Genomic DNA, 26,101 nt, shown 5'->3' on the forward strand with positions numbered 1-26,101 from the left:
ACCGGGCAAACCGCCTGGCTCACTCCTGCCTGATGTAGCGCAGCTCTGTTCTTCTGGGCAGGTAGACCAGCTGCAGCTGGCTCTCGGTCACCTCCCTGATTTCATAGCACATCCCGGTCCCACCCTCACGGTCCCAAGCATAAAGATAAAGCTGAGCGCCCTCAAACTCGCCACAATAGGGCATCACCGACAAATACTCTTGCGAGGTGGGCGCGCCGCCATATCTGTTTTGCCGCTCAGCACCGCGAATGGTAAACTGATCCTTGCTGTCGTTTTCGGCGGACCAGCTCCCCTGCAGCCGTCCCAGCACCGCATCCGCTTCGCTCGGCGCCTTGGGAGCAGCCGAACGCAGAACCAACTCGACCGATAGCTCAAACTGACCAGCCCAGTCCCCTTCCAGCTGCACCGGTGTCCCCTGCCTCATCCGTCGCAGGGCGGCCAGGACATCGGGTGGCGTTCTGTTGTCTTCGATCACGGTAAACACCCGCCCGCCGCCGACAAGCCTACAGAACTGAACACCCCCCCGGAACATTTGACTGCATTCCTGAAACACTGCGGCACCGGAGAAAGGCCTGCCCCAGGTTCCCGGCGCCGAGCCGCTCTTGGCATCCCCTTTAGGGTCAACAGGCGTAGAGTGAACACTCAGGTTCTGACGAAAGTGCAGGCTGCCCTGCCCCGTGTCGATCTTTGCAAAATAGGTTTTGTTATAGCGGCGCAATTCGCAATCATGGTCGCCGCCGATCGTGAAGATGCCCGGCTGGGTGCAAAAGGACAGCCGGTCATGCTGAAAGCCGCGCCCCGAACTCCGGGCATGATAGTAGTAAAACCGGTACTGTAGATCGCCCTGGATGGCCTCGACACAGGCCGTAGGCGCCAGGGCCCACCAGCCCTCGGAGACCCAACGGCCATCCTGTTTGTAGCCAACAGCAACATCATGCGGCACCTCTGTATCATTGCAGATCTCCAGCCCCGCCCAAACCGGGCTGGCACCTCCGCAAAGCAGCACCAACGCAATGGGATAGACTAGCATTCGCCTCGCCATGGGGAGAGAGTTCCTGAAATGCAAATAAAAGTCCTTAGTAGCTTGGCTTTGTAACCATTTTGCGACCCCTAGACCTTTGTTGCTGCATCTGGCGGGGTGATGGCCCGCCTTTTCAGCATCGCTTCACGCCAGGTGATAAAACTGATTGCGGCCAGGATCAGGCCACCGCCCAGAACGACCCAGATGTCCACAGGCTCGGAAAACACCAAGGCGCCTAATAGCGTCGCCCAAATCAGTTGAAGAAAGGTAACCGGCTGCGTCACTGTCACCGGGGCAGCGGCAAAGGCCAATGTCATGGTGAAATGCCCCGCAGTGGCAAAGCAGGCCACCGCAAAGAGAATAGCCAGTTCCTGCAAAGTCGGCGTGACCCAGACCGCCAGTGCAAAAGGCGCGAGCCCCAGGGTCACCCAGATCGACAGCATCGCCACAACAATCACCGGGCTGGTGCCATCGACAGTAAATTTGGCCAACAAGTAAGAGGCGCCAAAAGCAAGAGCTGTAAACAGCATCGCTATATGCCCTGGCGAAATCTCGCGAAATCCAGGACGTAGGATGATCACCGCGCCGATCAACGCCACCAACACCGCAGCAATTCGCCGGACTGCCAGTTTTTCACCCAGAAACAAGGCCGCCCCCAGGGTCACATAGACCGGCGACAGATAGTTCATTGCGGTCACCTCGGCCAATGGGATTTGCGTCATGGCAAAGAACCATAGGATAACCCCACCGGAATGCACCACTCCCCGGCCCGCAAACAGCATCCAAAGCTTTGGTGTCAATCTTGCCCGACGCAGGGCGCCAAACATTGGGATGAGAAACACAAGCCCCAGCAGATAGCGCAAAAAAGCTGATTCCGCCGGCGGAATGCGATGGCCGAGGTATTTCACCAAAGCGGTCACCGCGACAAAGCAGAGCCCCGTTGCAAACATCCAGAAAACACCAACCATGGGGTGCTTGCTGCTCTCTTCAAGTTCAACCTGTGTGTTCATTGGGGAACAGAACACCCATTCGACGCCCCACACAACCCTACACAAGTAAATCACCTCATTTGAGACAGTGCACCTGCGGTGTTCCGTTGCGGCCATCCCGCAGGCCTGCCTTCAGAGCGCAACTCACATCAAGATGAGTTTGAGTGCGATGGCCCACATCGTCAGACCAATGATGACATCCAGCACCTGCCAGGCACGTGGCCGTGCAAAGATGGGGGCCAATAGGCTGGCCCCATAGCCCAGGGAAAAGAAAAAGGTGAAGCTGGCGAGGATCGCGCCCAGACCAAAAACCAGAGGATCGGCATATTGCGCTGAAATCGACCCCAGCAAAACCACGGTATCCAAATAGACATGCGGGTTCAGCCAGGTGAGCGCCAGAACCGTTGTCAGCACTGGTAGCAGCGGTCTTTCACCGCCGTCCTGCCCTGCCTGAAGCGTCTCGCCACCGCGCCAGGCAGCCATCAGGCTGCGCGCGCCATACCACAGCAGAAATGCCGCCCCGCCAAAGCGCATCACTGACTCGAACCAGGGAAAGACCTGCGCCAACGAGCCAAAGCCAAGCACCCCTGCTGCAATCAACAAGGCATCCGAAACCGCACAGCACAGGCAGACCCAGAACAGATGCTGACGGCGCAGCCCCTGACGCAGCACAAAGGCATTCTGCGCTCCAATCGCAAGGATCAGGCTAAAGCCAAGGCCAAACCCGGCAAACAGGCTGGGGGGAAGGGATGTGAGGATGGGCATCTATTGGGCGCCTTCTGCAGTTCGGCCCGGTGGGCCTTGGGGATCAGGGGGATCAAATGCTTGGTCCCGGCTTTGACTAGACCGGAGCAATGCCGTAGACAAATTAAAGATCATAACTCGAAGTAAGAATTTCTAATGAGGTTCGACCCAAATCATCTCTCGGCTTTGGCCTCCGTTCTGCGCCTGGGCTCCTTTGAGGCTGCCGCCCACAGTCTTTTTGTCACCCCTTCGGCGGTGTCACAGCGGATCAAGGCGCTGGAGGAGCGGGTTGGCACCGTTCTGGTCAAACGCGGCCTGCCCTGCACCGGGACCGAGGCGGGGTTGCGCCTGGCAAAACATGCCGAAGATGTGGCTGTGCTCGAGGGGCTGGTCTCTCAGGAATTGGCGCTGGACCACAACAGTCAGGACGCGCCGCCGCATTTGCGCATTGCGGTCAATGCCGACAGCCTAGCGACCTGGTTCATCACCGCCATGGCGGCAACGCCGGGCTTTTTGTTTGATCTGGTCATCGACGACCAGGATCACAGCGCCGAATGGCTAAAACGCGGCGAGGTCTCCGCCGCGATCACCAGCCACAGCGCCCCGGTTGCAGGCTGCAACGCCCAGCCTTTGGGGGCGATGTGTTACGAGGCCAGCGCCAGTCCCACCTTCATGACAAGATGGTTTCGTGAGGGGCTCAATCCCACGCGGCTTGCCCAGGCCCCCTGCCTGGTCTTTAATGCCAAGGATGGGCTCCAACAGCGCTGGATCAGGCAGCATTTTGATCAGGACATCACGCCACCGGCCCATTTCATCCCTTCGACCCAGGGCTTTGCCGATGCCGCCAAGGCGGGGTTGGGATGGGGGATGAATCCAGTCAATCTGATTGAACCAGCCCTGCGGTCCGGAGCCCTGGTGCCCCTATTGCCCAACAGTGCTCTCCAGGTGAACCTCACCTGGCAGGTCAGCCGGGTCATGGCTTCGGCGCTGGCGCCTTTGACGAAGGCGGTGCTAAGCTCGGCCAAACAACATCTGATCCAAGCCCCCCGCACCGGGGAATAGATCGGGGAATAGATCCTTTTTTGCTTCAGGAGCACCCGCAATGTTTGCCAAATCCGCCCTCGCCTATGCGCCACAGCCGCTGCCTGATCGCAGCGACTATAGCGACACGGAAATGCAAACCAGAGCGGCTGACTATCTGGAACATATGCAGCGGCGCCACACGGTGCGCGACTTTACCGACCAGCCGGTCCCGCGCGAGGTGATCGAGCTCTGCATCAAAACGGCCGGTTCTGCCCCTTCTGGGGCCAATCACCAACCCTGGCATTATGTCGCCATCAAAAACCCTGCCCTAAAGCAACAAATCCGCGATGAGGCCGAAGAGGAAGAGCGCAGGTTCTATGCAGGGGGAGCCGGGGATGAATGGATCAAGGCGCTGGAACCCATCGGAACAGATGCGGACAAGCCGCATCTGACCACCGCACCCTGGCTCATCGTGGTCTTTGCCCAGCGCTGGGGCACTTTTGAGGACGGCAGCCGCTATAAAAACTACTATGTGCCCGAAAGCGTAAACATCGCCACCGGCTTTCTATTGGCCGCCTTACACAATGCCGGGCTGTGCAGCCTGACCCATACCCCCAACCCTATGAAATTCCTCAATGAGGCCCTTGGGCGTCCGACCTCTGAAAAGCCGACAATGATTATCGCCGTGGGACATCCCAGCCCGGCAGCGACGGTACCGGCTGTGGCCAAGTTGAAAAAACCTCTGGCAGAGATTTCCACGGTGTTTGAATGACCCCTGCCCCCGCCGCCTTTGGGGTCGCAGTCGATGTCGGCTGAGCCGCGCAGCTTTGGCGCCAGCCTGCTCTGGCACATCCTGCTGCCACGCGGGCTGGTGCTCCTTCTGTGGTGGAGCGCCAATCAGCAGATCCAGATGCCGCCCCCCCTGGTCTGGGGAGCAATCGCAGTGGATCTGCTCCTGATGATCTGGACCAGCCGCGCCCATTTGCGCGCCGCCGATGCGCATGTGCGCAGCTCCGGGGCGATGGCGCCGATCTGGGGCGGCTATCTGCTCTTGCTGCTTGCGATCCTGGCCTCGCTGTCGCTTTGGTGGCAGGCCCTGTTGATCGCCAACCGCCCGCCCGAGGGGCTCAGCTACGCGGAACAACGCGCCCAGGAACATGCGGGTCGCTACAGCCTGACCCTGGCTGAGGAAGGTCGCGTGCTGATCTTTGAGGGTGAGGTCACGCTGGGGCTGACCAAGGCGCTGAGGGCAACACTGCAGCGCCACACCGAGATAGAGAACATTCACCTGACCAGCCCTGGAGGTCATATCTACGAGGCGCGCGGTGCCGCCAAGCTCATCCGGGAGCAGGGGCTGTCCACCCTGGCCCCCGGCCTCTGTGCCTCTGCCTGCACTTTGATGTTTATCGCGGGTTCTGCACGCAGCCTGGGGCCCAAAGGGCAACTTGGCTTTCATAGCTACTCGCTTGAAACCTTTGGTGGTCTACCTCAGATCAACCTGAAAGCGGAGCAGGACAAGGATAGGAAGTTCCTTATCTCTCAAGGCATCAGCCCTGACTTTGCCCGTCAGATACACACCACCCCGGCAAATGACCTTTGGCGGCCTATCCCGGAACGGTTAAAGGCAGCAGGTGTGTTGCGCATTGCGCCCTGACGCAGAACGAAAAAAGCCCCCGAAAGAACGGAGGCTTTTACAGCAGTCCAGACGATGCGCTGCTTAATCAATAGGGCAGATCAAAGCTGCTCCATCACCTCATCCGAGGCCTCAAAGTTGGTGGTAACGCGCTGCACATCATCGTCATCTTCCAAAGCATCCACCAGCTTCATCAGCTTTTGCATGCCCTCCAGGTCCAGCTCAGTGGTCGTGGTCGGCTTCCAGACCAGCTTGGTGCTTTCAGATTCGCCCAGCTCTGCTTCCAGCGCGTTTGATACCTCGTTAAGGTCGCTGTCTTCGCAATAGATGGTATGGCCATCCTCGGAAGATTCCACATCCTCAGCGCCCGCCTCAATCGCGGCCATCATCACGGTATCGGCGTCGCCGACTTCAGCCTTATAGGTCACTTCGCCCTTGCGATCGAACATAAAGCCAACCGAGCCGGTTTCGCCCAGGTTGCCGCCGTTCTTGGAGAAGGTCGAACGCACGGTAGAAGCGGTGCGATTCTTGTTGTCCGTCATGGTCTCGACGATCACCGCGACACCACTGGGGCCATAGCCCTCATAGCGGATTTCATCATAGTTTTCAGCGTCGCCACCGATTGCCTTTTTGATGGCACGCTCAATAACGTCCTTGGGCACTGATTGGCTTTTGGCCTCTTTTACGGCCAGGCGCAGACGCGGGTTCTTGTCGACGTCAGGGTCGCCCATTTTGGCGGCCACGGTGATCTCCTTGGCCAGCTTGGAAAACAGTTTTGACCGCACAGCGTCCTGACGGCCTTTGCGATGCTGGATGTTTGCCCATTTTGAGTGGCCTGCCATGGTAGATCCTTTGTCTCGTGCGTGCTTGAGTTGGCGCTCATATAGCCTGTGGCGGGGAGGGCTTTCAAGCACTGCTGACATGCAAGCGCCTCTGAAAGCGCCAACAGGACTTAAACCCCTGCCACCTTGCCCCTCTCGCCACATGGGATAGAGTGGCGCCATGACATTTGAACAGACCGCATTGTTTGCGCTTTTTGCCGCCGTTTTTGCCCTGATGCTTTGGGGGCGGTTTCGCTATGATATCGTTGCCTTCTCGGCCCTTATGATTGCCGTGGTACTGGGCTTAGTTCCCACCAAAGAGGCCTTCTCTGGCTTTGGCCATCCCGCCACGCTGGTGGTGGCACTGGTGCTGATTGTCTCTGCCGGGTTGGTGCGCTCTGGCGCAGTCTTTTTGATCACCCGCACCCTAGTGGACAGCAGCCGGTCACTGGGCAGCCATATCGGTTTGATGGGCGGCATCGGTGCGTTGCTTTCGGCCTTTATGAACAATGTCGCAGCCCTGGCGCTGTTGATGCCGGTGGATATCCAGACCGCCCGCAAGGCCGGTCGCGCCCCGGGTCTAAGCCTGATGCCTCTGTCCTTTGCCACCATCCTAGGCGGCATGGCGACCCTGATCGGCACCCCGCCAAATATCATTATTGCCTCGATCCGGCAGGAGACCCTGGGGGAACCCTTTGCCATGTTTGACTTTGCCCCCGTGGGCGGCATTGCTGCCCTGGCGGGTCTCATCTTTGTGGCCCTGATCGGCTGGCGATTGATCCCAAAACGCGCCCAGGAAACAGGCGGCTCCGAGGCGCAGCTTGCTGATTACATTGCGGAACTCACGGTTCCCGAAGGGTCCAAACTGATCGGTGAGCGGCTGGGCACCCTGGATAAAGAAGCCGAACAGGCCGACATCGCCATTCTGGGGCTGATCCGTGAGGGAAAGCGCCGCTATGGACGCTCTGCCGGAGCGGTTCTGCAAGCAGGCGATACCCTGGTGATCGAGGCGACCCCCGAGGCGCTGGATGAATTTCGCGCCTCCTTGTCGCTGAATTTCTCAGACGCGGCGCGCCAGGAGAAGCTCACCGCCGCCGGTGAAGGCCTGGAAGTGATCGAGGTGGTGGTGCCAGAGACAGCCCGCATCAATGGCCGTTCGGCCCAATCTCTGGGGCTGGCCTGGCGTCAAAGCACCGTGCTTCTGGGCCTGTCGCGCCAGGGGCGGCGCCTGACCAACCACATCCGCCAGACCGAGATCGAGGCCGGCGACATCCTGCTGCTGCTCTGCCCGCGCGAACGCGGTGCAGATGTCACTGACTGGCTGGGCTGTCTGCCCCTGGCAGAGCGCGGCCTCGCCGTCACCGCCAATGACAAGACCTGGGCCGCCATCGGCATGTTCGGACTTGCAGTGCTCGCCGCTTCTCTTGGCCTGGTCTACCTGCCGGTTGCGCTAGGGCTGGTGGTGATTGGCTATGTATTGATCAAGGTGCTGCCGGTGGCAGAACTCTATGATCACGTGGAATGGCCAGTGGTGGTGCTCTTGGGGTCGATGATCCCGCTCGGAGCCGCTCTGGATGCCTCGGGGGGCACCGCCTTGATCGCCAATGGGCTGATCGACCTCACGGAGGGGATGCCCTCTTGGATGGTGCTGACCGTTTTAATGGTGGTCACCATGACTCTGTCGGATGTGTTGAACAATACCGCCACGGCCATTGTTGCCGCCCCTGTTGGTATTCAAATGGCCAATTCGCTGGGCGTGTCCCCTGACCCGTTCCTGATGGCTGTTGCGGTGGCGGCATCGGCGGCCTTCCTCACGCCCATCGGGCACAAGAACAACACCCTGGTTCTGGGGCCTGGAGGCTACCGCTTTGGCGACTATTGGCGCATGGGCCTGCCACTGGAAATCCTGGTGATCGCCGTCTCGATCCCCTCTATTTTGCTGTTCTGGCCGCTGTAATTCCGGTTCGCCCTATCCGAGCAATTCAGCCCCTGTTCACCCCGAGCGCGCAACCACGAGAGATACCTCAAAGACAATCGCTCTGCCCAACCGTTACAACAAATCAAACCTGCCGTTTTCACTTGGCTTGAAATATCCCGGGGGTGAGCGCCTCAGGCGCGAGGGGGCAGCGCCCCCCCTTTAACCATCCCGTCTGCCCAGGGGACACTCCAGCAAACACCAGGGCCAAAACCCAGGCTTGCGGCCCGACTCTAGGTCAAGGCCTGCGACAACAGAGCAATCCCCGAAGCTGCCGCAAACAAGAACACCAAAAATCCACGTCTAAAACTCATAAATTTACCCTCGCCTAAAAATACCTCTGTGAAGGATATAGGGCGAAGATTACAAATTTCACTGCAAGTGGCTGATCATCGGCAAAAATTTGCGCGCCTTCATCCCTGTCTCGCGCGGCCATCACAATAGGCAGCTGGCTTCACAGCGGCCAGAAAAAGGGGATGAGTGCCGAGGCCAAAAGCCCGATGCTGAGGTTCAGTGGGATGCCAACACGTAAGAAATCGGTGAACTTATAGCCGCCCGGACCATAGACCAGCATATTGGTCTGATAGCCAATCGGGGTGGCAAAGGAGGCAGAAGCCGCCACCATCACCGCCACCACCAGGGGGCGCGGATCAACTCCAATGGCCTGCGCCAGCCCCACGGCGATCGGAGTCACCACCACGGCCACGGCGTTGTTTGACACCAGCTCGGTCAACACCGAGGTCAGCAAATAGATCGCCCAGACCAAAACAAAGGGCGGCAGGCCGCTCAAGGATGGCGCAATGGCTTTGGCGATGAGACTGACGGCGCCAGAGCTTTCCAAAGCGGCCCCGATTGCCAGCATAGAAAAGATCAGGGCCAACAGACGCCCATCCACAAAGGAAAAGGCCTCATCTGCGTCGATACAGCGGGTGACCAATACCAACGCCACCACCACGATTGACAGCAACAAGATGGGAGCCACCCCAAAGGCCGCCAGTCCAACAATAGCCAGCAGCCCGACGATGGCCAGCGGCGCATGGCTGCGCCGATAGGCTCGCTGGGTCGGCTGAGAAACATCCGCCATTTCCATATCTGCTGCCAACCGCTGGATATCCCCCGGAGCGCCCTCCAGCAACAGGGTGTCCCCGACGCGCACCACCAGATCATCCAGCTGCACCCCGATATTCTGGTTGCGCCGGTGCACCGCCAGAACATAGACACCATAGCGCCGCCGCAATCGCATAGCCCCCAGCGAGCGGCCGACCAGGCGACAGCCCGGCGTCACCAGAACCTCTACGGTCTTGGTCTCCACCGCCGACACCTGGTCGACCCGTTTCAGCTCCTTGTTGGCCTGCAGACTCAGCAATTCAGTCATTTCGGTGCGCAGAACCACCCGGTCCCCCACCTGCAGCTCAACCCCTTTGAGGTTGCGCCGCAGCGAGAGATCGCCGCGTACCAAGTCAATCAGGCGGACCCCGGGGCGTTTGAACAATTGCACCCCGGTGACTTCCCGTCCAATCAGGTTGCTGTCAGGCGGGATCACCGCTTCGGTAAAGAATTTCATCTTGGAGCGATCACTGAGCAGCATCGCCATGCTGTCGCGATCCGGCAGCAGGCGCGGCGAGACATAGCGCAGATAGATCATTCCCCAGATCACCAGAATGATCCCCAGCGGAGTCACCTCAAAAATGGAAAACGGCTCAAGCCCCTGCGCCCGGGCGACCCCGTCCACCAGCAGGTTGGTGGAGGTACCAATCAAGGTCAGTGTGCCCCCAAGAATGGCGGCATAGCTGAGTGGGATCAGCATCTTGGAGGCTGAGACCCCGAGGGTTCGGCTGATCTGGACAAAGACCGGAATCATCACCACCACGACTGGTGTATTGGAGACCACCGCAGAGGCCGCAATGACAAAGAGCATCAACAGCGCAATGGCGCGTTTGGGGCTTACCTCGGCCTGTTTGCGCGCCCTGGCAGTAAAGGCATCCAGAGCCCCGGTACGCACCAGGGCGCCCATAATGATAAACATCGCTGCAATCGTCCAGGGCGCCGGGTTGGACAGCACCGCAATGGCGCGGTCATAGGGCAAAACCCCGGTGACCAGCATCAAAGACACGCCGGCCATGGCCACCACCTCGGTCGGGTAGATCTCGCGCAGGAAAGCGATGAACATCACCCCCACGATGGCCAAAGACAGAAAGGCGCTGCCATTCTGGGAAAAACTGCTTAGATCCATTCTGTCGACTGTCTCCAATTTTCCAGGCCAAACAGGCCCCCTCGGACCTGCGCGTGCCAGAGACAAGTTTCCCTCATCGTAAATGACGGAGCAATGTTTTCCTGCCGCGACAGAAGTGCCGCCACGACAAAAAGGAATTTATGCAACAACCTTTGGTGTTTGCGTAAAGAACGTCCTGCAAAACAGGCTGTTAAAAGATCAGGTTTCGGGACCGGATTGCTGCAACAACCCGCCATTGCGCACCATATGGATCTCTTTGGCCTCTCCAGTCCGGTCATCCGTTACCACCAAAGCGCCCGACAGGGTGGCTTCGCCCTCCGCTGGAGTAAAGCGGCTTTTGGGCATGCCGGTCAGAAACCGGCGCAGCGGTTCGGATTTTTCCATACCGATCACCGAGTTGTAATCGCCGCACATGCCCGCATCGGTGAGATAGCCGGTGCCATTTGAGAGGATCTGCGCATCCCCCGTTGGCACATGGGTATGGGTGCCCACCACCAGGGAGGCACGGCCATTGCAGAAATGTCCCATGGCCATTTTCTCAGAGGTAGCCTCGCAGTGCATGTCTACAATAACGGCCTGGGCCAGCCCGCCACGAGGGTGCGATTTCAACACCGCTTCAACAGCGCCAAAAGGATCATCAAAGGCGCGTTTCATAAAGACCTGGCCCAGGGCCTGGGTCACCAACACTTTGCGGCCATTGGTGGCATCAAACAGGCGATACCCCCGCCCCGGTGCGCCTTTGGCAAAGTTCAAAGGCCGGATGATCCGTGGCTCTTTTTCGATGAACTGCAACATGTCCTTTTGATCAAAGGCATGATCTCCCAGAGTCAGGCAATCCGCCCCTGCATCCAGCAGGAGCTTGGCATGCGCGCCGCTGAGCCCCATGCCATTGGATGCGTTTTCCCCATTGACCACGACAAAGTCGAGTCGCCATTCCTGACGCAGCCGCGGCAGGTTTTCGGTGATAGCGCGGCGCCCGGCGCGGCCCATCACATCGCCTAGAAACAAAATTCGCATTCCGCTGTCCTAGGCTGGACAGCCACTCAGGACAAGAGCCGCGCGCCCTTCTTGCTGCAATTTTTGGCGGTCACGCTGCATTGAGCGGCCCAGGCCCCTGCCTTTTGCCCTGTCGCAACAACACTTGGCATGAAACAGACGGCGTCAGATTTGCAAAACCCGGCTTTCCGTCACGATCATATCCAGGGGTTGATCGGTCGCCTCCAGCGGCAGGTCCTCGGCGCATTGCGCCTCGAAGGCAAATCCGATGGCCAAGGTCGGACGTTTGGCGCGCAGCAGCTCGAGCGTGCGATCATAGAAACCGCCACCGTAGCCCAGTCGCCCCCCCTGAATGTCAAAGGCCACCAGAGGTACAATCAGGATTTCGGGATCAAAATAGTCATCCACTTCAGGTACCGCCGCGCCAAATGGGCCTTCGCGCATGGGGCCATCCGGTTGCCAGCGGCTGAACTTCAGCGGCATATCCCTGCCCTGAATGACCGGCACCCCCACCGGCCCATGGGCAGCGGCCTCTGCCATGGCAGGTAGCGGGTCGATCTCGGTGCGAATGGGGACAAAACCTGACATCGGCACCCCCCGGTAGCCTGCCAGAACTTCAGAGAGATGTCCGGCAACACCTGGGATTTTGCGATCAAAAGCAGCTTTGCGCCGGGCAAAAGCAGCCTTGCGGGCTGCGGCTTTTATCTCGGTCAGATCGCTCATCATTTTCTCCTACGGCAAAATCAGGCTTACAAAAGCGCCCAGGCGGCCAGGCCCAGGAAAGCAAAAAACCCAACCACATCGGTGACCGTCGTCACAAAGGCACCAGAGGCCAGGGCCGGGTCTACGCCTATCTTCTCGAGTAGAACAGGGATCACCGTTCCGGCGAGCCCAGCGACGACAAGATTGATCACCATTGCGGCAGCGATCACCGCCCCCAAGCTCGGCGAGCCAAACCAGATCACCCCCACAATGCCCATCACAATGGCAAAGATCACCCCGTTGACCAATCCCACCAGTACCTCGCGCCGGATCACCCGCCAGACGTTGGACCCGGTCAAATCGCGGGTCGCCATGGCCCGCACGGCCACCGTCAACGACTGGGTTCCCGCATTGCCCCCCATTGAGGCCACGATCGGCATCAAAACAGCCAGGGCCACAAACTGGGCGATGGTGGCCTCAAACTGGGCAATCACCAAGGAGGCCAGAACCGCGGTCACCAGGTTTACTGCCAGCCAGGGAAAGCGCCGTTTGGTGGTTTCTATCACCCGGTCCGCAAGCGAGCTTTCTTCGCCAACCCCTGCCAGACGAAGGATATCTTCTTCGTGTTCTTCATCCAAAACCACCATAGCATCGTCAATGGTGATCACCCCGGCTAGTCGGCCGTCACCATCCACCACCGGCGCGGAAATCAAATGATACTGATTAAAGGCATAGGCCACGTCTTCTTCATCCTGATCGGCAGGAATAACCTGAAAACTCTCCTCCATCAGATCCACCAGCGGCACCTCGCGTTTGGTGCCCATGATCCTGCCCAGAGTGACATTCCCGATGGGGCGAAAACGCGGATCCACCAAAACCATGTGGTAAAACTGCTCCGGCAGGTCCTCGGATTCGCGCATATAGTCGATGGCCTGGCCCACGTTCCAATGCTCCGGTGCCATCACCACCTCGCGCTGCATCAGACGGCCAGCGGAGTTCTCGGGATAGCTCAGCGATTGCTCGACCGCGACCCGGTCGGAATCCTCCAGCGCATCCAGAATCGCTTCCTGCTGAGGCTCTTCCAGATCCTCTACCAGATCCACCACATCATCGGTTTCCAGCTCGCGCACCGCATCGGCCAGAACCGATGGGTTCAGCGTGGCGATCACCTCTTCCCGGATGCTTTCATCCAGTTCCGACAGGATTTCGCCGTCAAACTCACGCCCATACAGGCGGATCAGCCGGGTCCGGTCGTAGCTGTTGATCTGCTCTAGAAGATCCGCAATATCCGCCGCGTGGAGCTTTTCCAGCAGATTGCCCAGGATTTGCTGTTCCCCGCGGTCCACCGCAAACAGGATACGGGCAACAAGCCGTCTGTCGAGATCATAGCCTTCATCCTGGGCCTGATCATCTTGGAAGCTGTCGTTGCCTGTATTCATGTGCTGCCCTTTGCGAAGATTGGTTGCAAATTACTAGAAGCAGTTACCAGAAAACAATGACAATGGGATAATTTACCGGCACTGTCAGCGCGCGTATCCTGCGCGCTGCGATTTGGCAAGAAAAGGACGGCCCAATAATGCAGAGCGACTTCATCCTGCGCGGACATGTGCTGTCCTATTCCGCTTCTCCCTTTGTGACAGGGACCCCCGAGGAGGCGGTAACGGTTTCCGCCGCTGTGGCTTTGACCCAAGGGCGCATTCTCGACTGCGGCACATTTGAGGCGATGCAGGCCCTATTGCCCCAGGCCGAGATCATCGACCACGGCGCCAAGCTGATCCTAGCGGGCTTTGTCGATGCCCATGTGCATTACCCGCAGACCGCCATCATTGCCAGCTGGGGCAAGCGGCTGATCGACTGGCTGAACAGCTATACCTTCCCCGAAGAAATGCGCTTTGGCGACGCCGCCTATGCCCAGGAGATTTCCGAACGTTACCTGGACCTGACCCTGGCCAATGGCACCACCACGGTCTGCAGCTTTGCCACCATCCATCCCGAAAGCGTCGATGCCTTTTTCACCGCCGCCCAGACCCGTGGGCAACGCGTGATTACCGGCAAGACCTGCATGGATCGCAATGCCCCCGACGGGCTACGCGACACCGCGCAGTCCGCTTATGACGACAGCAAAGCGCTTATTGAACGCTGGCACGGGGTCGATCGACTGGAATATGCCATCACCCCCCGGTTTTCCCCCACCTCCACCCCGGAGCAGCTCGCGGCCATGGGCGCACTCTGGAGCGAACATCCCGAGTGCCTGATGCAGACCCACCTCAGCGAACAGCTGGATGAGATAGACTGGGTCAAATCGCTTTTCCCGCAGGCGCGCGACTATCTGGACACCTATGAAGAGTTTGGCCTGCTTGGTGCCCGTGGCCTCTATGGCCATGCGATCCATCTGGAAGAGCGCGAGCGCCACCGTCTGCGCGAATATGGTGCCGCCCTGGTACATTGCCCGACCTCCAACACCTTTATCGGCTCTGGGCTCTTTGACATGGCCGGGCTGATGGCAGAGGGACAGCGCATTGGTCTGGCCACCGACACCGGCGGCGGTTCCAGCTTCTCCATGCTACGCACCATGGCTGCCGCCTATGAGATCGGCCAGCTGCGCGGCCGTCCACTGCATGCGGCTGAGCTGATCTGGCTGGCCACCCAAGGCTCAGCCACGGCCCTGCGCATGGAGGATAAAATCGGCAATATCGCCCCTGGCATGGAGGCCGACCTGGTGGTTCTGGACCTGTCCTCGACCCCCGCAATCGCCCAGCGCAGCGCCCGCGCATCGGATCTGTGGGAGGCTGTCTTCTCAACCCTGATGATGGGGGATGATCGCGCCATTGCCGAGGTCTGGATCAACGGCGCGCGCCAGTAACGGCGCGCCGGTTCTGCGAACCGATCCTGCCTGCGCTCAGCAGCCAGGGCGCGCCAAGACCATCACCCAAATATTGCCCTGCGCGCGCACCAAAGCAAACTCTCTGACCTCCCGGTGCAGCATATTCTTGCGATGTCCCGGAGATTGCCTCCAACTGTTCATCACAGTGGGCAGGCTCGGCTGCCCCTTGGCGATGTTTTCAGAGACCACGCACCAGGAATACCCCTGCTTGCGGACCCGGTCGCCGACACGGCTGCCATTGCTGCCTTGATGTGAGAAGAACCCCCGACGCAGCATGTCTTTTGCATGCGCCCACGCCGCCTTTTCCAGCCTGGGTGACCAGCCAAGCGGTGGTAGGCCATGCTGCGCCCGCAGGCCATTCAGGCCCATCACTGCCTCCTGACGATTAACATCCTTTGCAAGCGCGCCCCCCGAGCAGAGGCTCACGCAGAGCGCCAAGCAGATCACAGATTGAAGACCCAATTTCATATCAGCCCGCCAAAATTAAAGCCTGAGCCATCCGGTGGTGCTGCTCCAGCAGGCCTGGCAAATCCAGCGTTGTCACCTCACCACTGCGCACCACCTGACGGCCCTCAACAAACAGATGTTTCACCTTGGAAGGGCCGGCCAAAAGTAGCGCCGCCGGATCCCAACTGCCGCTCGAGGAAACACCAGACACATCCCAGATTGCAATATCCGCCCGCTTACCCAGCGCCAACCGCCCACAATCCGGCCGTCCCAACACATCTGCGCCGCCCCGGGTGGCAATCTGCAAAGCCTCATAGGGACTCATGGCGTCTGCCCCCTGCGACACCCGCTGCAACAGCATGGTTTGACGGGCCTCCCCCATCAGATCGGCCATATCGTTGCTGGCAGAGCCATCCACCCCCAGACCAACCGAAACCCCGGCATCGCGCATCTGGCGCACCGGTGCAATGCCCGATCCCAGGCGACAATTGGAACAGGGGCAATGGGCCACCCCGGTGCGACTGCGCGCAAACAGATCGATCTCGACCGGGTTCAGCTTTACACAATGGGCATGCCAAACATCCGGTCCGGTCCAGCCCAGCTCCTCGGCATATTGACCAGGGCGACAGCCAAAATGAGCCTCAGAATAGGCAATATCCTCTTCATTTTCCGCCAGATGCGTATGCAACATCACCCCCTTGTCTCGGGCCAGAATTGCCGTATCTCGCATCAATTCCCGGCTCACCGAAAAGGGCGAACAGGGCGCCAGCCCAACCCGACACATCGACCCCTCGGCGGCATCATGAAAACCATCAACCACCCGTATCATATCCTCCAGGATGGCCTCTTCCGCCTCTACCAGATGATCCGGGGGCAATCCCCCCTGGCTCTCCCCAATGCTCATGGCACCCCGGGTCGGGTGAAACCGCAGCCCCACCTGCGCCGCTGCATGGATCGTATCCTCCAACCGGGCGCCATTGGGATAAAGATACAGATGGTCGGAGCTCAACGTGCAGCCTGACAGAGCCAGTTCCACCAGCCCCAGTTGTGCCGAAACAAACATCTCCTCCGGGCCAAAGCGGCTCCAGATCGGGTAAAGCCGCTGCAACCAGCCAAACAGCAGCGCATCCTGCGCCCCCGGCACCGCCCGCGTTAGGTTTTGATACAGGTGATGATGGGTGTTGACCAATCCCGGCGTCACCACGCAGCCCTCGCCGCTTAGGATCTCACCACTGCTCACCAATCCCTGCCCCACAGCAGCGATTTCGCCTTCACGGATCAATACATCCGCATTGTGAAACACCTGATCTTGGTCATCCATCGTCAGGATGGTATTGGCATTTTGAATGAGGGTTTCGCCCATCATGCACACTCCATTTAGGCCCGACTCGGTTCATGGAGGTGCAAACAGGCCGACAGAGAACGGGCAAAGGACTCGGCCTGACCTGCAGCCTATCTCAGAGCGAACACCTCTCTCAAGCCTGAATCTGCCCGCCATTCAACGCCCTGTTTTCACTTTTCAATAAATATTCCGGGGGCACGGGGGCAGAGCCCCCGTCTGGCGCCGCCAGCCAGTCCTGCCTCTCCCTCTTGCCGGTCTGGCTCGCAGCCCCCTATCCCATTTGCCAATTCAGCCGTTGCAAGGCTGCAGCGTGCAGCTCCGGCGTTGCCGCCGCCAGCGCCCGCCCCCCCTCATGGACAGGGCCCCCCTGCCAATCGGTCACCAGGCCGCCGGCCGCCTCAATCACTGCAATGGGCGCCTGAATATCATAGGCATTGAGCCCGGCCTCGATCACCAAATCAATCTGTCCAGCGGCCAGGAGTGCATAGGCATAGCAGTCCATCCCGTAGCGGGTCAGCTTGACCTCTTCAGCCACCCGGCCAAAGGCCGCGCCCTCGTCCGGGGTCCCGACTTCAGGGAAGGTCGTGAACAAAATGGCCTCCTCCAGCCCCCGCCCAGCGCGCGTCTTCAGCTGCTGCGGCCCCAGGGGACCGGTCATTTCTGCCCGTTCAGCATCGCCGGAAAAGCGTTCGCCAATATAGGGCTGGTCGATCACCCCCAGGATTGGCCCGTCAGCTTCTGACAAAGCGATCAAAACGCCCCAGGTCGGGGTGCCACTGATAAAGCCACGGGTTCCGTCAATCGGATCCAGCACCCAGGTGCGCCCCGAGGTGCCAGGCTGTGGCGGGAATTCTTCCCCCAGGATAGCATCCTCAGGCCGCAGCTCCGCCAACAGGGCACGCATCGCGTCTTCTGCGGCGCGATCCGCGACGGTGACCGGGTCAAACCCCTCACTGAGCTTGTTTTCTGCGCCCAGGTCTTGACTGCGAAAATACGGCAGGATCACCTTGCCCGCCGCATCTGCCAATTGATGCGCGACCTGCATGTCGCTCAATACTCTCTGTGTCATCTGTCCATCCAAAGTCCAAACACCTGCAACAGCGCCTGCATTTGTCAGCAAAAGGAAACAACTGTACAAAAGCCGGTCACAGAAAAACCGGTGCCACTCTCGCGGCGCCGGTTCAAGCAAAATGTAAGGTGGATGAGATCAATGCCTCAAAAGCGGCAATGTCTCAAAACCAATATCTTAGCGTCCCCAGCCTCTGCCTCTGCCCAACAGGTGGTTGGGGACAGGCAGAGACTGGATCTTAGGTTTTAGGCGACGTCGCTGAGAACACGAGCCAGTTCAAACAGGCGCCGACGCTGGTTTTCCGGAATAGCGTAGTAGGAGCGCACCAGATCCAGGGCCTCTTTGTCGCCCATCAGATCATCCGGCACAGCGGATTTTTCGCCAGATTTGGCATCCTCATCCAGACCTTCAAAGAAAAAGCTGACCGGCACGTCCATCGCGTCGGAAATATCCCAGAGCCGTGAGGCGCTGACCCGGTTTGCACCGGTCTCGTATTTCTGAATCTGCTGGAATTTGATACCAACCTGTTCAGCCAGCTGCTGCTGGGTCTTTCCAATCAGCCACCGACGGTGCCGAATACGCTTGCCGACATGAACATCTACAGGATGAGCCATTCGCTATCTCCTAGTTAATCAATAAATCCCTGCCCGGACACAGCTTCACATCTCTGTTCGCGCAGCACTATAGTTCGTTACCACTGCGACCAATGAGATACTCAACCATCACGATCAGAGCTCAACCTCGTCCCCAACAGTAAGACCTTCGCAGTTGAATTCAAGCCTGACACCTCGCTCTGGCGCCCGCAATGAGGCAAATGTATGATTTTACCTATCATTTTGATGGTGTCATATATGCTTTAGGATACCTATTTTTGCCTCCCCATAAATAGCGAGGTGAAAAAACTGGCAGTTATTCATTCGCTCAGGCGCGAATCACCTGCACATCGGAAGAAAGACGGACAAAAAATGCTGGCCTATCGTATCAAGAGTTTTGACACCCCCGCTGTTCTCGAGAACATCGACAGTCCCGCCCCGGCAGCCCATGAGGTCAAGGTCAGGATCCGGGCCTGTGGGCTCAACTTTGCAGATTTGCTTTTGCAGAAAGGGACATACCAAGACACTCCCACCCTGCCTTTCACCCCCGGACTAGAGGTCTCTGGCGAGGTGATCGCATGTGGATCATCCGTCCAAGGGGTGGCCCCGGGAGACCGTGTTGCGGTGTTCAGCGGCCAGGGTGGTTTGGCCGAGGAGGGGGTCTTTGACGCCAGCCGTGTTGTGCCCATACCCGACAGTATGAGTTTTGAAGATGCCGCCGCCTTGCAGATCGCCTATGGCACCAGCCATGTCGCCCTGGATCACTGTGCGCGCCTGCAGCCGGGAGAGACGCTATTGGTCACCGGCGCGGCGGGGGGCGTCGGGTTGACGGCGGTGGAAATAGGCAAGCTGATGGGAGCTCGGGTGATTGCCCATGCACGCGGAGCGGGAAAGTTGGAGGTAGCGCGGGAAGCGGGTGCCGACCACCTGATTGATGCAGAGGCGGACCTGCGTCGCGAAGTGAAAGCCCTGGGCGGTGCCGATGTGGTTTATGATGCTGTGGGCGGCGACGTCTGGACGGCCGCGTTTCGCTCCACCAACCCCGGAGGGCGCCTGCTGCCCATCGGGTTTGCCAGCGGAGAGGTGCCTCAGATCCCGGCCAATCACCTGCTGGTCAAGAACCTGACAGTGATCGGCTTCTATATCGGTGGCTATATGAAGTCCCATCCCGAGGTCATCCAGCGCTCGCTGAAAACCCTGATGGAGTGGCATGGCAGCGGCCGCATCACGCCCCATATCAGCCATTGCTTACCCTTAAAGCAGGTGGCAGAGGGCATGGAGCTGCTGCGCAGTCGGGCCTCAACAGGCAAGGTGGTGATCACGCCCTGATCTCCCTCGCCCCCCCGGGTTACCTTTATCCAACCCAAACCAAACCTGCGCAGAACGTCAAAGGGGCAGCACCATGCTGCCCCTTTTGATTTCGCTCTACCACTAACCTTCACCGCCTGCTGCCATAGCAATGAGAGCCGCCGTCAGAACAGATTAGCCGGCGACGCGCAGTGGCGCGGGACGCAGAGCCGCATAACCCTGTCGAATGATCCGGGCCAGGTCTTCGACAAAACTGGCCCGCACGCTGTCCGCCCCATAGAGATTGATGTGCTGTTTCGGCAGATCGGGCAGCAGGCCGCCATGGTCGATGGCCTCCTGATGATCGGGAATTGTTCCCTCCAGCAGGACACCAACCGCCAGATCGGCGCTGATGGTGGCCTCAACTGTGCGATCAGATTCGCTGTCCACTGCCATATCCCACTCGCGCCCTGCCTGATCCAGCTTGGCGGTGGCGACAGGGCGAAAGATGCAGGCCCGGCAGAACCCCAGGCGCAGCGGGCTTTGCCGCCAAGCCGAGCCATTGGGCGCGCCGACCCAACGCAGAGGCATCTCGTGGATGGTCTCGCCGCCTTCGCCCGCGCCGCTTTCAGTGGTGAGGATCAGATCATAGGTGCCCTTGGCAAACCCTGCTTTGAGATCGCGGGTATTGGAGGTCACCAGATTGACATTCACCCGCGGGAAACTGGCATTGAAACGCTGCAACACCTGCGGGATGACCGGGTAGACCACATCATGGGGCACCCCCAGAACCACCTCGCCTTCAAAGGCCTGATCCGTCAGGCGCCCGATCACCTCGTCATTCAGGGCAACCATACGCCGAGCATAGCCCAGCAACTGCTCGCCCGAGGGCGTCAGTGCGATGGTGCGCCCCGAACGATCCAGCAAAGCCAGCCCTAATAGCTCCTCCAGCCGCTTGAGCTGCATCGAGACCGCAGACTGGGTCAGATGCAAAAAACCGGCAGCCCGCGTGACGCCGCCATAGTCCGCCACAGCCACAAAAGACCGCAGTGTGGTGATATCCAGATTACGTGCCATCACGACTCCTGATGTGTTTCATCAATAACATTCGTTTTCAAAATAGATCATAAGACTGCATATACATCAACAGAAATGATGAAGACCCGAAGAAGTATCAAAATTTAATGAAAGGAAAAGACCGTGTCCTATACCTCCAACACCTGCCACGCGCCTCGCGCCATCTCCTGCACCGCGCCTCGCACTCGTTTCAGCCTGTTGTCTTTTGTGACCCAGCGGCTGGAGCTACTGCGCCAACGTCGCCAGCTGAAGACCCTTGATACCCGCACGCTGGAAGACATCGGCATCAGCCGCCGCGATGCCCTGCACGAGGCACATCGCTCGATCTGGGATGCCCCCGAGAGCTGGAAAGACTAACAGATTGCAGCGTAAGTCCGCGCCGGAAAGCGCCCAAGGACTGGCCTGCTCTCAGGTCAATAAATACCGCTTTGCTCGGCTTCAATGTGAGCAACCCGCGAGACCTCCTGAAAGACCTGCCCCGAATTGAGGCAGGTCTTTTTACGTTTTTAACGGCTTTCTACGCATCAAGACTTGAACGACTGGCCAAGAAAACCGATATTTAGCGAGAATGCCGCCAAGATCGACATGATGATCCGGTGTGGCAAGGGAGTTTTTGGAACGGAGACCATGATATATGGCACAGTTTGATACAATGAGATCCGCTGCAGGCGCGCGCGCCGCAGAGATCGACGCAGGGCTGCGCGCCCATATGAACAAAGTCTACGGCACCATGTCCGTCGGCCTGCTAATCACAGCCCTGGCCGCCTGGGCCATCGCCAACCTGTCGATCACCTCTTCCCCCACCGAGTATCAGATCGGCACAGACCGTTTTCTGACCGACCTGGGCTATACGCTCTATGTGTCGCCGGTAAAATATGTGCTGATGTTCGCACCTCTGGCCTTTATCTTCTTTGGCTGGGGCGCTTTGATGAGCCGCGGCAGCGCCGCAGCAGTCCAGCTGGGCTTCCTGGTGTTTGCAGCCGTGATGGGCGTGTCCATGGGCACGGTCTTCATGATCTACACCCCCTATTCGATCACCCAGACCTTCCTGGTGACCGCGATTGCCTTTGCCGGCCTGTCGCTCTGGGGCTACACCACCAAGCGTGATCTGAGCGGCATGGGCACCTTCTTGATGATGGGCGTGATCGGTCTGCTGGTTGCCATGGTCGTCAACATGTTCCTGCAATCCGGCGTCATGATGATGGCGATCTCTGCCATTGGTGTGCTGATCTTTGCCGGCCTCACAGCCTTCTATACCCAGGACATCAAGGCCACCTATGTTGCCATGGCCACCCAGGGCAATCAGGAATGGCTCGACAAGGCCGCTTTTGACGGCGCTCTCAGCCTCTACATCAGCTTCCTGAATATGTTCCAGTTCCTCCTTATGTTCATGGGTCAGCAAGAATAAGCAACAGCTGACAAACCAAGACATTAAGCGAGGGGCGGATCACACAGATCCGCCCCTCTTTGTTTGTTCCGATCATTTCTTCACAGTATTGAGACACAGGACGTCACATGAAAATTCTGGACCTTCCGCCAAGCGAGGCCGCCCGCCTTATCCCGCTGCTGCAGGATCTGCAGGATCTGCATGCTCTGCATGTGGAACACCAGCCCGCCCGCTACCCTGCTGCCCCCACAGAGGCTGAACTGGAGCGCTGGCTGCAGGGCTGGCTTCAACAGGAGACTGTGACCGCTCTTGTTGCTGAAAGCCCGAAAGGGGCGCTTCTGGGCTATGTGATCTTTGAGATCGAACACCGGCCACCGCTCCCAGTCCGCTTTGAGGAAAGCCGGGTGATGGTGCACCATATTGCCACCGTTTCGGCTTTTCGCCGTATGGGCGTTGGCCTAGCCCTTCTGCATGCCGTCAAGCAGCGCGCCGAGGCAGCCGGCATCAAGGTCATTGCCACCACCTATGCGCCCTTCAACAGCGCCTCCAAGGCCCTGTTCCAGAGCATCGGGCTGGAACCAGTCACGATTTTTGCGGAATGGCGGGCATAGAGCACAAACAAACACTGGCCCAGCACCTGCTGGGCCCGAACCTCCGCCCCGCAGCATCTGGCTAGTTGCAGGACAATCCCGTCGCCAGCGCCAGGGTCGAACCATTCCTGCTGCCAACCACCTGGACCTGTCCAACAGGCCGACAGCCTGACTCCTCGGCGACCAGGCCGCGAAAGGCATTGGGCTCCAGTTCAGGCAGGCTGGCAACGACGCTCCGCTTTGGCACGCTCAGCACCGCCAACCCCATGCGATCCGCCCGCATCAGGGACAGAGACAAGGACCGCCCCAGAACCTGCACCACCCGTGTCTGGCTTCCGGGCGCAACCACATCAAAACCCTGCGGCGCGGGCGCGGCAATCGTCAGGACCCCAGGCTGGGACATCCCCCCCTCAAGCGCCGACGCCAGAACGGGTTGGGGCAGTTGCACAATAGGCTCCGCTATCGGCGCCGGTCCCGGGCCTGCCGCGACAACAAGGGCGGCACCAAAAATCAAACTCTTCACCATCACAACACCTGCTTCTCACCAATCCACATTGGAAAGATAAAGGCAGATTGGGGCAGAATGAGGTCTTATGAATTTGATAATATTGCGCTTTTTTTGATCATTCCTATCAAATTGTTCCGATCATCGCAAAATCGAGGTTTGCACTCACCGAGTGCTGCGCCAGAATGGCACAGCCCAGTGGCGGCCCTGCTGCCGGGTCGCGCTGACAGATCTCAGCCAAGCCGCAGAAACGCAAAAGGGCCACGCAATGCGTGACCCTTGAAACCTTGTCAGAACAAGGAAGGCTTACTTGATTTTGCCTTCTTTGTACTCGACGTGCTTACGCACAACCGGGTCATACTTACGGATAACCATTTTTTCGGTCATGGTGCGTGCGTTCTTTTTGGTCACGTAGAAGTGGCCGGTGCCCGCGGTCGAGTTCAGGCGGATCTTGATTGTGGTAGGCTTCGCCATGGTGCTTCTCCTGCGTCCGAAAAGGCAGGGGCCTCTCGGTAAATTCCTATACGAGCGTGGCTTGTACCCTGCCCAGCTCCCGAGTCAATAGGATTCCCACCGCTTTACCCCGGAATTCGTCCACCAAATCGGCTTTCACTCGCCGCATGGGGTGATTCCTATGATTCAGGTCCCAACAGGCTGCAAGAGCAACCGGTCAGGAAAATGCGCAGAAGGCCTGTAAGCCGGATTTTGTCCCAGAGCTTGCGCTCCTTGGACGACCATTCCTCTGCGGCACATATTGCTATGTGCCTCTAGCTGCCAACCCGGTCCCTCTCGGCTAAAGCAAGCCTAGCAGCGGTTTCGGCTGTCGCCGACCTGCCTGCGCGGGGACCCTATTTGGCATTGCTCCCGGTGGGGCTTGCCTTGCCACCCCTGTTGCCAGCGGCGCGGTGGGCTCTTACCCCACCGTTTCACCCTTACCATGTCACACTAGGTGCCCTGGGGCGCCCGCGACATGGCGGTTTGTTTCTGTGGCGCTATCCGTCGGGTCACCCCGCCCGGGCGTTACCCGGCACCGTTGCTTTAGGGAGTCCGGACTTTCCTCGCAAAGAGCCTGAGCCCCCGCGCGGCCGTCCAGCCTTCTGCGCCCTGCCCGACTATGCCTCCTTGCAACGCGCGTCAAGGCGCTAGCCGCCTAGGGGTTCTGCCCCTCTTGGCCCCTGGCCAATTCACCCTGGGATATTTGGGGCCAAATGAAATAGGGAGCGGCTTTCATTTGGCCAAAAATATCCCGGAGCGCGAGGCAGAGCCTCGCTTAAAGCCAGATATCAGACTGCGCCAAGGGCGCCAGATCCTCAGCCGTCAGAGGTCCTTTTGCCCAGGGTCGATACCTGAGACGCAGAACTGACAAGAGCGTCGCATCATCTACAGAAGCAGTATAGCCTAGATCGCGCGCATACCGGCGAAACAGTTCCTCAAGCGCACTCCCCGGATCAACAAGGTTTGCAGCAGGTCCTGTCGGTCCGGCGCGCGCCAAGCCAAGACATGCAAGCCTTGCCCAGTCAAAACGGGCGCCAGGATCACTCTTGCGCCCTGGCGCCATATCTGAATGCGCGATAACACCCTCGGGTGGAATGGACCAACGTTTCAAAATCTGGCCCAGCAATACTTCCAGCACTGCCATTTGCGCCTCGGAAAACGGGTGCCCCCCGGTATTGTCCAGCTCGATCCCAATTGAGCGCGAGTTGATATCCTCCAACCCAGCCCATTCTCCGGCCCCCGCGTGCCAGGCCCGCTGGCTTTCGGCCACCATCTGCCAAAGCCGCCCATCGCGGCCAATCAAATAATGCGCGGAGACCTCCGCCTCGGCGTCGCAAAGGCGGGTGAGTGCCGCTTCAGCGTTTGCCATAGCAGTATAATGCAGAACAACCAGACTAGGGCGCAGGCCGTCGCGCCGCGCGCCCTGATTGGGGCTCGGATGCCAGATAGGCTCGAAAGCCGCCAGTGGCTCAGCTGCAGGCCCTCGCTGGGTCATTAGGAGTTGCCGCGCAGCGCCAATCGATAGGGACTGGGATCCCAGCCGCAGGCATAGCCATCCCCATCAGGATCAAGCGCCTGCCGGTCCCGCTTGGGCCCACCGGCCTGGAGAAAGGCAATCTGCGCCTGGTCCGAGGAGTGAAAACCGGCACAGTTGCGGGCCGAACGGGACCGCAGATTGATACCCGCCCGGCTGTAGAGCTTGGTGCCCACCGGATGCGAGGTGCTGAGCGCATATTTGACGATATTGGGATCCCGGCTGCCTGTCTGACTTGGCAAGGCGGTGGGAGCAACCTGCTGATACTGCGAGCGCTGCCTCGCCAGACGCTCTGCATCGCTCTCAATGGTTTGGCGCGCACTCACCGCATCAAAACTGTTTTCATCCGAGATGCCGGGGTTGCCAATCAGATTGGGGGCCGGGTTTGATGGGCTGGCCTCAAGTGGGGCCTGTCCGGAATTGCTGCTTGCGGCCCTTAGGGCTGCCTGGGTTTCAGCCGCAATATCAGCAGCAGAACTGCCCGTTCCATAGCTTGAGGCTGAACTGCTGCTGCCCGGGCTGCGCGGAGCCCGCGGCAAGGGCTCATCGCTCACGGGCAGGCTTTCGCTGGAGATCCGTACCGGCGGCACCAGAGGATCGCCATTGATCGTCGTGCCGACGGCGGGTGGCGGGGCAAAGGGGTCGCCATCCAGGCCAACCCCTGCCGCGCTATCCGGCACCGGAGGGCTGCATGCTGCGAGAGAAAAGACACTGCCCAGGGCAGCAAGTGTAGCAACGACACGCATGAGATCTA

The 26,101-nt window shown here is 59.3% G+C and carries 27 protein-coding genes and 1 other RNA gene; 9 read left to right on the plus strand and 19 right to left on the minus strand.

Annotation, left to right across the window (positions count from 1 at the left end):
* Nucleotides 1-19: 19 nt before the first annotated feature.
* The 3 genes from AN476_RS11240 to AN476_RS11250 all read right to left on the minus strand — a co-directional run bounded on the left by AN476_RS11240 (nt 20) and on the right by AN476_RS11250 (nt 2,775).
* A complete protein-coding gene (locus tag AN476_RS11240; protein ID WP_054461680.1) occupies nt 20-1,030 on the minus strand; it encodes a DUF1036 domain-containing protein in 1,011 nt (336 codons plus the stop codon).
* Nucleotides 1,031-1,110: 80 nt separating this feature from the next.
* The gene (locus AN476_RS11245; protein ID WP_157063747.1) at nt 1,111-1,971 is read right to left on the minus strand and encodes a DMT family transporter; all 861 of its coding nucleotides are present in this window, start codon (nt 1,969-1,971) and stop codon (nt 1,111-1,113) included.
* A 183-nt stretch (nt 1,972-2,154) separates the two neighbouring features.
* Complete coding sequence (locus tag AN476_RS11250) at nt 2,155-2,775, minus strand: LysE/ArgO family amino acid transporter (protein WP_054461682.1); 621 nt, start codon at nt 2,773-2,775, stop codon at nt 2,155-2,157.
* Between the two features lie 135 nt (nt 2,776-2,910).
* Between AN476_RS11250 and AN476_RS11255 the strand changes: the two genes are divergently transcribed.
* The 3 genes from AN476_RS11255 to AN476_RS11265 are packed head-to-tail and all read left to right on the plus strand — an operon-like array spanning nt 2,911 to nt 5,431.
* Entirely contained in the window at nt 2,911-3,816 is a 906-nt protein-coding gene (locus AN476_RS11255; RefSeq protein WP_054461683.1) for a LysR family transcriptional regulator ArgP, read from the plus strand.
* A gap of 40 nt (nt 3,817-3,856) precedes the next feature.
* Nucleotides 3,857-4,549, plus strand: coding sequence for a nitroreductase family protein (locus tag AN476_RS11260; protein ID WP_054461684.1), 693 nt, complete (start codon nt 3,857-3,859; stop codon nt 4,547-4,549).
* A gap of 33 nt (nt 4,550-4,582) precedes the next feature.
* Complete coding sequence (locus tag AN476_RS11265) at nt 4,583-5,431, plus strand: hypothetical protein (RefSeq protein WP_054461685.1); 849 nt, start codon at nt 4,583-4,585, stop codon at nt 5,429-5,431.
* An 80-nt stretch (nt 5,432-5,511) separates the two neighbouring features.
* Here AN476_RS11265 and AN476_RS11270 read toward each other — a convergent pair whose 3' ends face one another.
* Nucleotides 5,512-6,252, minus strand: coding sequence for a YebC/PmpR family DNA-binding transcriptional regulator (locus tag AN476_RS11270; RefSeq protein WP_054461686.1), 741 nt, complete (start codon nt 6,250-6,252; stop codon nt 5,512-5,514).
* Between the two features lie 160 nt (nt 6,253-6,412).
* Here AN476_RS11270 and AN476_RS11275 point away from each other — a divergent pair, with 160 nt between their 5' ends.
* Nucleotides 6,413-8,188, plus strand: coding sequence for an SLC13 family permease (locus tag AN476_RS11275; protein ID WP_054461687.1), 1,776 nt, complete (start codon nt 6,413-6,415; stop codon nt 8,186-8,188).
* 472 nt (nt 8,189-8,660) lie between these two features.
* Here AN476_RS11275 and AN476_RS11280 read toward each other — a convergent pair whose 3' ends face one another.
* The 4 genes from AN476_RS11280 to mgtE form a co-directional block, all read right to left on the minus strand.
* Complete coding sequence (locus tag AN476_RS11280) at nt 8,661-10,439, minus strand: SLC13 family permease (protein ID WP_054461688.1); 1,779 nt, start codon at nt 10,437-10,439, stop codon at nt 8,661-8,663.
* A gap of 198 nt (nt 10,440-10,637) precedes the next feature.
* Complete coding sequence (locus AN476_RS11285) at nt 10,638-11,456, minus strand: TIGR00282 family metallophosphoesterase (protein WP_054461689.1); 819 nt, start codon at nt 11,454-11,456, stop codon at nt 10,638-10,640.
* Nucleotides 11,457-11,600: 144 nt separating this feature from the next.
* On the minus strand, nt 11,601-12,158 hold the full coding sequence (locus tag AN476_RS11290) for a 5-formyltetrahydrofolate cyclo-ligase (protein ID WP_054461690.1): 558 nt from the start codon (nt 12,156-12,158) through the stop codon (nt 11,601-11,603).
* Nucleotides 12,159-12,184: 26 nt separating this feature from the next.
* Nucleotides 12,185-13,576 (minus strand): magnesium transporter, encoded by a 1,392-nt coding sequence (gene mgtE, locus AN476_RS11295; protein ID WP_054461691.1) that lies wholly within the window; start codon nt 13,574-13,576, stop codon nt 12,185-12,187.
* A gap of 137 nt (nt 13,577-13,713) precedes the next feature.
* Between mgtE and guaD the strand changes: the two genes are divergently transcribed.
* Nucleotides 13,714-15,000, plus strand: coding sequence for a guanine deaminase (gene guaD, locus AN476_RS11300; RefSeq protein WP_054461692.1), 1,287 nt, complete (start codon nt 13,714-13,716; stop codon nt 14,998-15,000).
* Between the two features lie 36 nt (nt 15,001-15,036).
* On the opposite strand, the gene AN476_RS11305 is transcribed toward guaD, so the two are convergent.
* The 4 genes from AN476_RS11305 to AN476_RS11320 all read right to left on the minus strand — a co-directional run bounded on the left by AN476_RS11305 (nt 15,037) and on the right by AN476_RS11320 (nt 18,493).
* Nucleotides 15,037-15,489, minus strand: coding sequence for a CAP domain-containing protein (locus tag AN476_RS11305; RefSeq protein WP_253279887.1), 453 nt, complete (start codon nt 15,487-15,489; stop codon nt 15,037-15,039).
* A gap of 1 nt (nt 15,490) precedes the next feature.
* Entirely contained in the window at nt 15,491-16,831 is a 1,341-nt protein-coding gene (locus AN476_RS11310) for an 8-oxoguanine deaminase (RefSeq protein WP_054461693.1), read from the minus strand.
* A gap of 250 nt (nt 16,832-17,081) precedes the next feature.
* Complete coding sequence (hisN, locus tag AN476_RS11315; protein ID WP_054461694.1) at nt 17,082-17,879, minus strand: histidinol-phosphatase; 798 nt, start codon at nt 17,877-17,879, stop codon at nt 17,082-17,084.
* A 245-nt stretch (nt 17,880-18,124) separates the two neighbouring features.
* The gene (locus tag AN476_RS11320; RefSeq protein WP_054461695.1) at nt 18,125-18,493 is read right to left on the minus strand and encodes a helix-turn-helix domain-containing protein; all 369 of its coding nucleotides are present in this window, start codon (nt 18,491-18,493) and stop codon (nt 18,125-18,127) included.
* A gap of 351 nt (nt 18,494-18,844) precedes the next feature.
* Between AN476_RS11320 and AN476_RS11325 the strand changes: the two genes are divergently transcribed.
* Entirely contained in the window at nt 18,845-19,801 is a 957-nt protein-coding gene (locus AN476_RS11325; RefSeq protein ID WP_054461696.1) for an NADPH:quinone oxidoreductase family protein, read from the plus strand.
* Between the two features lie 153 nt (nt 19,802-19,954).
* Here AN476_RS11325 and AN476_RS11330 read toward each other — a convergent pair whose 3' ends face one another.
* A complete protein-coding gene (locus AN476_RS11330) occupies nt 19,955-20,836 on the minus strand; it encodes a LysR family transcriptional regulator (protein ID WP_054461697.1) in 882 nt (293 codons plus the stop codon).
* A 123-nt stretch (nt 20,837-20,959) separates the two neighbouring features.
* On the opposite strand from AN476_RS11330, the gene AN476_RS11335 reads away from it, so the two are divergent.
* From AN476_RS11335 to AN476_RS11345, 3 genes are all read left to right on the plus strand, one after another.
* The gene (locus AN476_RS11335) at nt 20,960-21,193 is read left to right on the plus strand and encodes a DUF1127 domain-containing protein (RefSeq protein ID WP_083464322.1); all 234 of its coding nucleotides are present in this window, start codon (nt 20,960-20,962) and stop codon (nt 21,191-21,193) included.
* Nucleotides 21,194-21,470: 277 nt separating this feature from the next.
* The gene (locus AN476_RS11340) at nt 21,471-22,244 is read left to right on the plus strand and encodes a Bax inhibitor-1/YccA family protein (protein WP_054461698.1); all 774 of its coding nucleotides are present in this window, start codon (nt 21,471-21,473) and stop codon (nt 22,242-22,244) included.
* 107 nt (nt 22,245-22,351) lie between these two features.
* On the plus strand, nt 22,352-22,834 hold the full coding sequence (locus tag AN476_RS11345; protein WP_054461699.1) for a GNAT family N-acetyltransferase: 483 nt from the start codon (nt 22,352-22,354) through the stop codon (nt 22,832-22,834).
* Nucleotides 22,835-22,895: 61 nt separating this feature from the next.
* On the opposite strand, the gene AN476_RS11350 is transcribed toward AN476_RS11345, so the two are convergent.
* The 6 genes from AN476_RS11350 to AN476_RS11365 all read right to left on the minus strand — a co-directional run bounded on the left by AN476_RS11350 (nt 22,896) and on the right by AN476_RS11365 (nt 26,093).
* Entirely contained in the window at nt 22,896-23,216 is a 321-nt protein-coding gene (locus AN476_RS11350) for a hypothetical protein (protein ID WP_157063740.1), read from the minus strand.
* A gap of 229 nt (nt 23,217-23,445) precedes the next feature.
* A complete protein-coding gene (locus AN476_RS22870) occupies nt 23,446-23,583 on the minus strand; it encodes a hypothetical protein (RefSeq protein ID WP_157063741.1) in 138 nt (45 codons plus the stop codon).
* 41 nt (nt 23,584-23,624) lie between these two features.
* Entirely contained in the window at nt 23,625-23,792 is a 168-nt protein-coding gene (gene rpmG, locus AN476_RS11355) for a 50S ribosomal protein L33 (protein WP_008206879.1), read from the minus strand.
* 204 nt (nt 23,793-23,996) lie between these two features.
* Nucleotides 23,997-24,419: RNase P RNA component class A (gene rnpB, locus AN476_RS11655), an RNA gene on the minus strand.
* Between the two features lie 169 nt (nt 24,420-24,588).
* Nucleotides 24,589-25,308, minus strand: a complete 720-nt coding sequence (locus AN476_RS11360; protein WP_054461701.1) for an N-acetylmuramoyl-L-alanine amidase — start codon at nt 25,306-25,308, stop codon at nt 24,589-24,591.
* On the minus strand, nt 25,308-26,093 hold the full coding sequence (locus tag AN476_RS11365; protein WP_054461702.1) for a hypothetical protein: 786 nt from the start codon (nt 26,091-26,093) through the stop codon (nt 25,308-25,310). Before AN476_RS11365 ends, AN476_RS11360 begins: the two co-directional genes overlap by 1 nt.
* Nucleotides 26,094-26,101: the final 8 nt, after the last annotated feature.

The sequence above is a fragment of the Phaeobacter sp. 11ANDIMAR09 genome (assembly GCF_001294455.1).
Lineage (GTDB): Bacteria > Pseudomonadota > Alphaproteobacteria > Rhodobacterales > Rhodobacteraceae > Pseudophaeobacter.

Coding starts and splice junctions, on each gene's coding strand:
- AN476_RS11345 (WP_054461699.1), top strand. CDS start 22,352: ATGAAAATTCTGGACCTTCCGCCAAGCGAGGCCGCCCGCCTTATCCCG.
- AN476_RS11265 (WP_054461685.1), top strand. CDS start 4,583: ATGTCGGCTGAGCCGCGCAGCTTTGGCGCCAGCCTGCTCTGGCACATC.
- mgtE (WP_054461691.1), bottom strand. CDS start 13,576: ATGAATACAGGCAACGACAGCTTCCAAGATGATCAGGCCCAGGATGAA.
- AN476_RS11290 (WP_054461690.1), bottom strand. CDS start 12,158: ATGAGCGATCTGACCGAGATAAAAGCCGCAGCCCGCAAGGCTGCTTTT.
- AN476_RS11310 (WP_054461693.1), bottom strand. CDS start 16,831: ATGGGCGAAACCCTCATTCAAAATGCCAATACCATCCTGACGATGGAT.
- rpmG (WP_008206879.1), bottom strand. CDS start 23,792: ATGGCGAAGCCTACCACAATCAAGATCCGCCTGAACTCGACCGCGGGC.
- AN476_RS11285 (WP_054461689.1), bottom strand. CDS start 11,456: ATGCGAATTTTGTTTCTAGGCGATGTGATGGGCCGCGCCGGGCGCCGC.
- AN476_RS11350 (WP_157063740.1), bottom strand. CDS start 23,216: ATGTCCCAGCCTGGGGTCCTGACGATTGCCGCGCCCGCGCCGCAGGGT.
- AN476_RS11255 (WP_054461683.1), top strand. CDS start 2,911: ATGAGGTTCGACCCAAATCATCTCTCGGCTTTGGCCTCCGTTCTGCGC.
- AN476_RS11275 (WP_054461687.1), top strand. CDS start 6,413: ATGACATTTGAACAGACCGCATTGTTTGCGCTTTTTGCCGCCGTTTTT.
- AN476_RS11240 (WP_054461680.1), bottom strand. CDS start 1,030: ATGCTAGTCTATCCCATTGCGTTGGTGCTGCTTTGCGGAGGTGCCAGC.
- AN476_RS11245 (WP_157063747.1), bottom strand. CDS start 1,971: ATGTTTGCAACGGGGCTCTGCTTTGTCGCGGTGACCGCTTTGGTGAAA.
- AN476_RS11365 (WP_054461702.1), bottom strand. CDS start 26,093: ATGCGTGTCGTTGCTACACTTGCTGCCCTGGGCAGTGTCTTTTCTCTC.
- AN476_RS11340 (WP_054461698.1), top strand. CDS start 21,471: ATGGCACAGTTTGATACAATGAGATCCGCTGCAGGCGCGCGCGCCGCA.
- AN476_RS11280 (WP_054461688.1), bottom strand. CDS start 10,439: ATGGATCTAAGCAGTTTTTCCCAGAATGGCAGCGCCTTTCTGTCTTTG.
- AN476_RS11330 (WP_054461697.1), bottom strand. CDS start 20,836: ATGGCACGTAATCTGGATATCACCACACTGCGGTCTTTTGTGGCTGTG.
- AN476_RS11250 (WP_054461682.1), bottom strand. CDS start 2,775: ATGCCCATCCTCACATCCCTTCCCCCCAGCCTGTTTGCCGGGTTTGGC.
- AN476_RS11320 (WP_054461695.1), bottom strand. CDS start 18,493: ATGGCTCATCCTGTAGATGTTCATGTCGGCAAGCGTATTCGGCACCGT.
- guaD (WP_054461692.1), top strand. CDS start 13,714: ATGCAGAGCGACTTCATCCTGCGCGGACATGTGCTGTCCTATTCCGCT.
- hisN (WP_054461694.1), bottom strand. CDS start 17,879: ATGACACAGAGAGTATTGAGCGACATGCAGGTCGCGCATCAATTGGCA.
- AN476_RS11360 (WP_054461701.1), bottom strand. CDS start 25,308: ATGACCCAGCGAGGGCCTGCAGCTGAGCCACTGGCGGCTTTCGAGCCT.
- AN476_RS11305 (WP_253279887.1), bottom strand. CDS start 15,489: ATGAAATTGGGTCTTCAATCTGTGATCTGCTTGGCGCTCTGCGTGAGC.
- AN476_RS11270 (WP_054461686.1), bottom strand. CDS start 6,252: ATGGCAGGCCACTCAAAATGGGCAAACATCCAGCATCGCAAAGGCCGT.
- AN476_RS11325 (WP_054461696.1), top strand. CDS start 18,845: ATGCTGGCCTATCGTATCAAGAGTTTTGACACCCCCGCTGTTCTCGAG.
- AN476_RS11260 (WP_054461684.1), top strand. CDS start 3,857: ATGTTTGCCAAATCCGCCCTCGCCTATGCGCCACAGCCGCTGCCTGAT.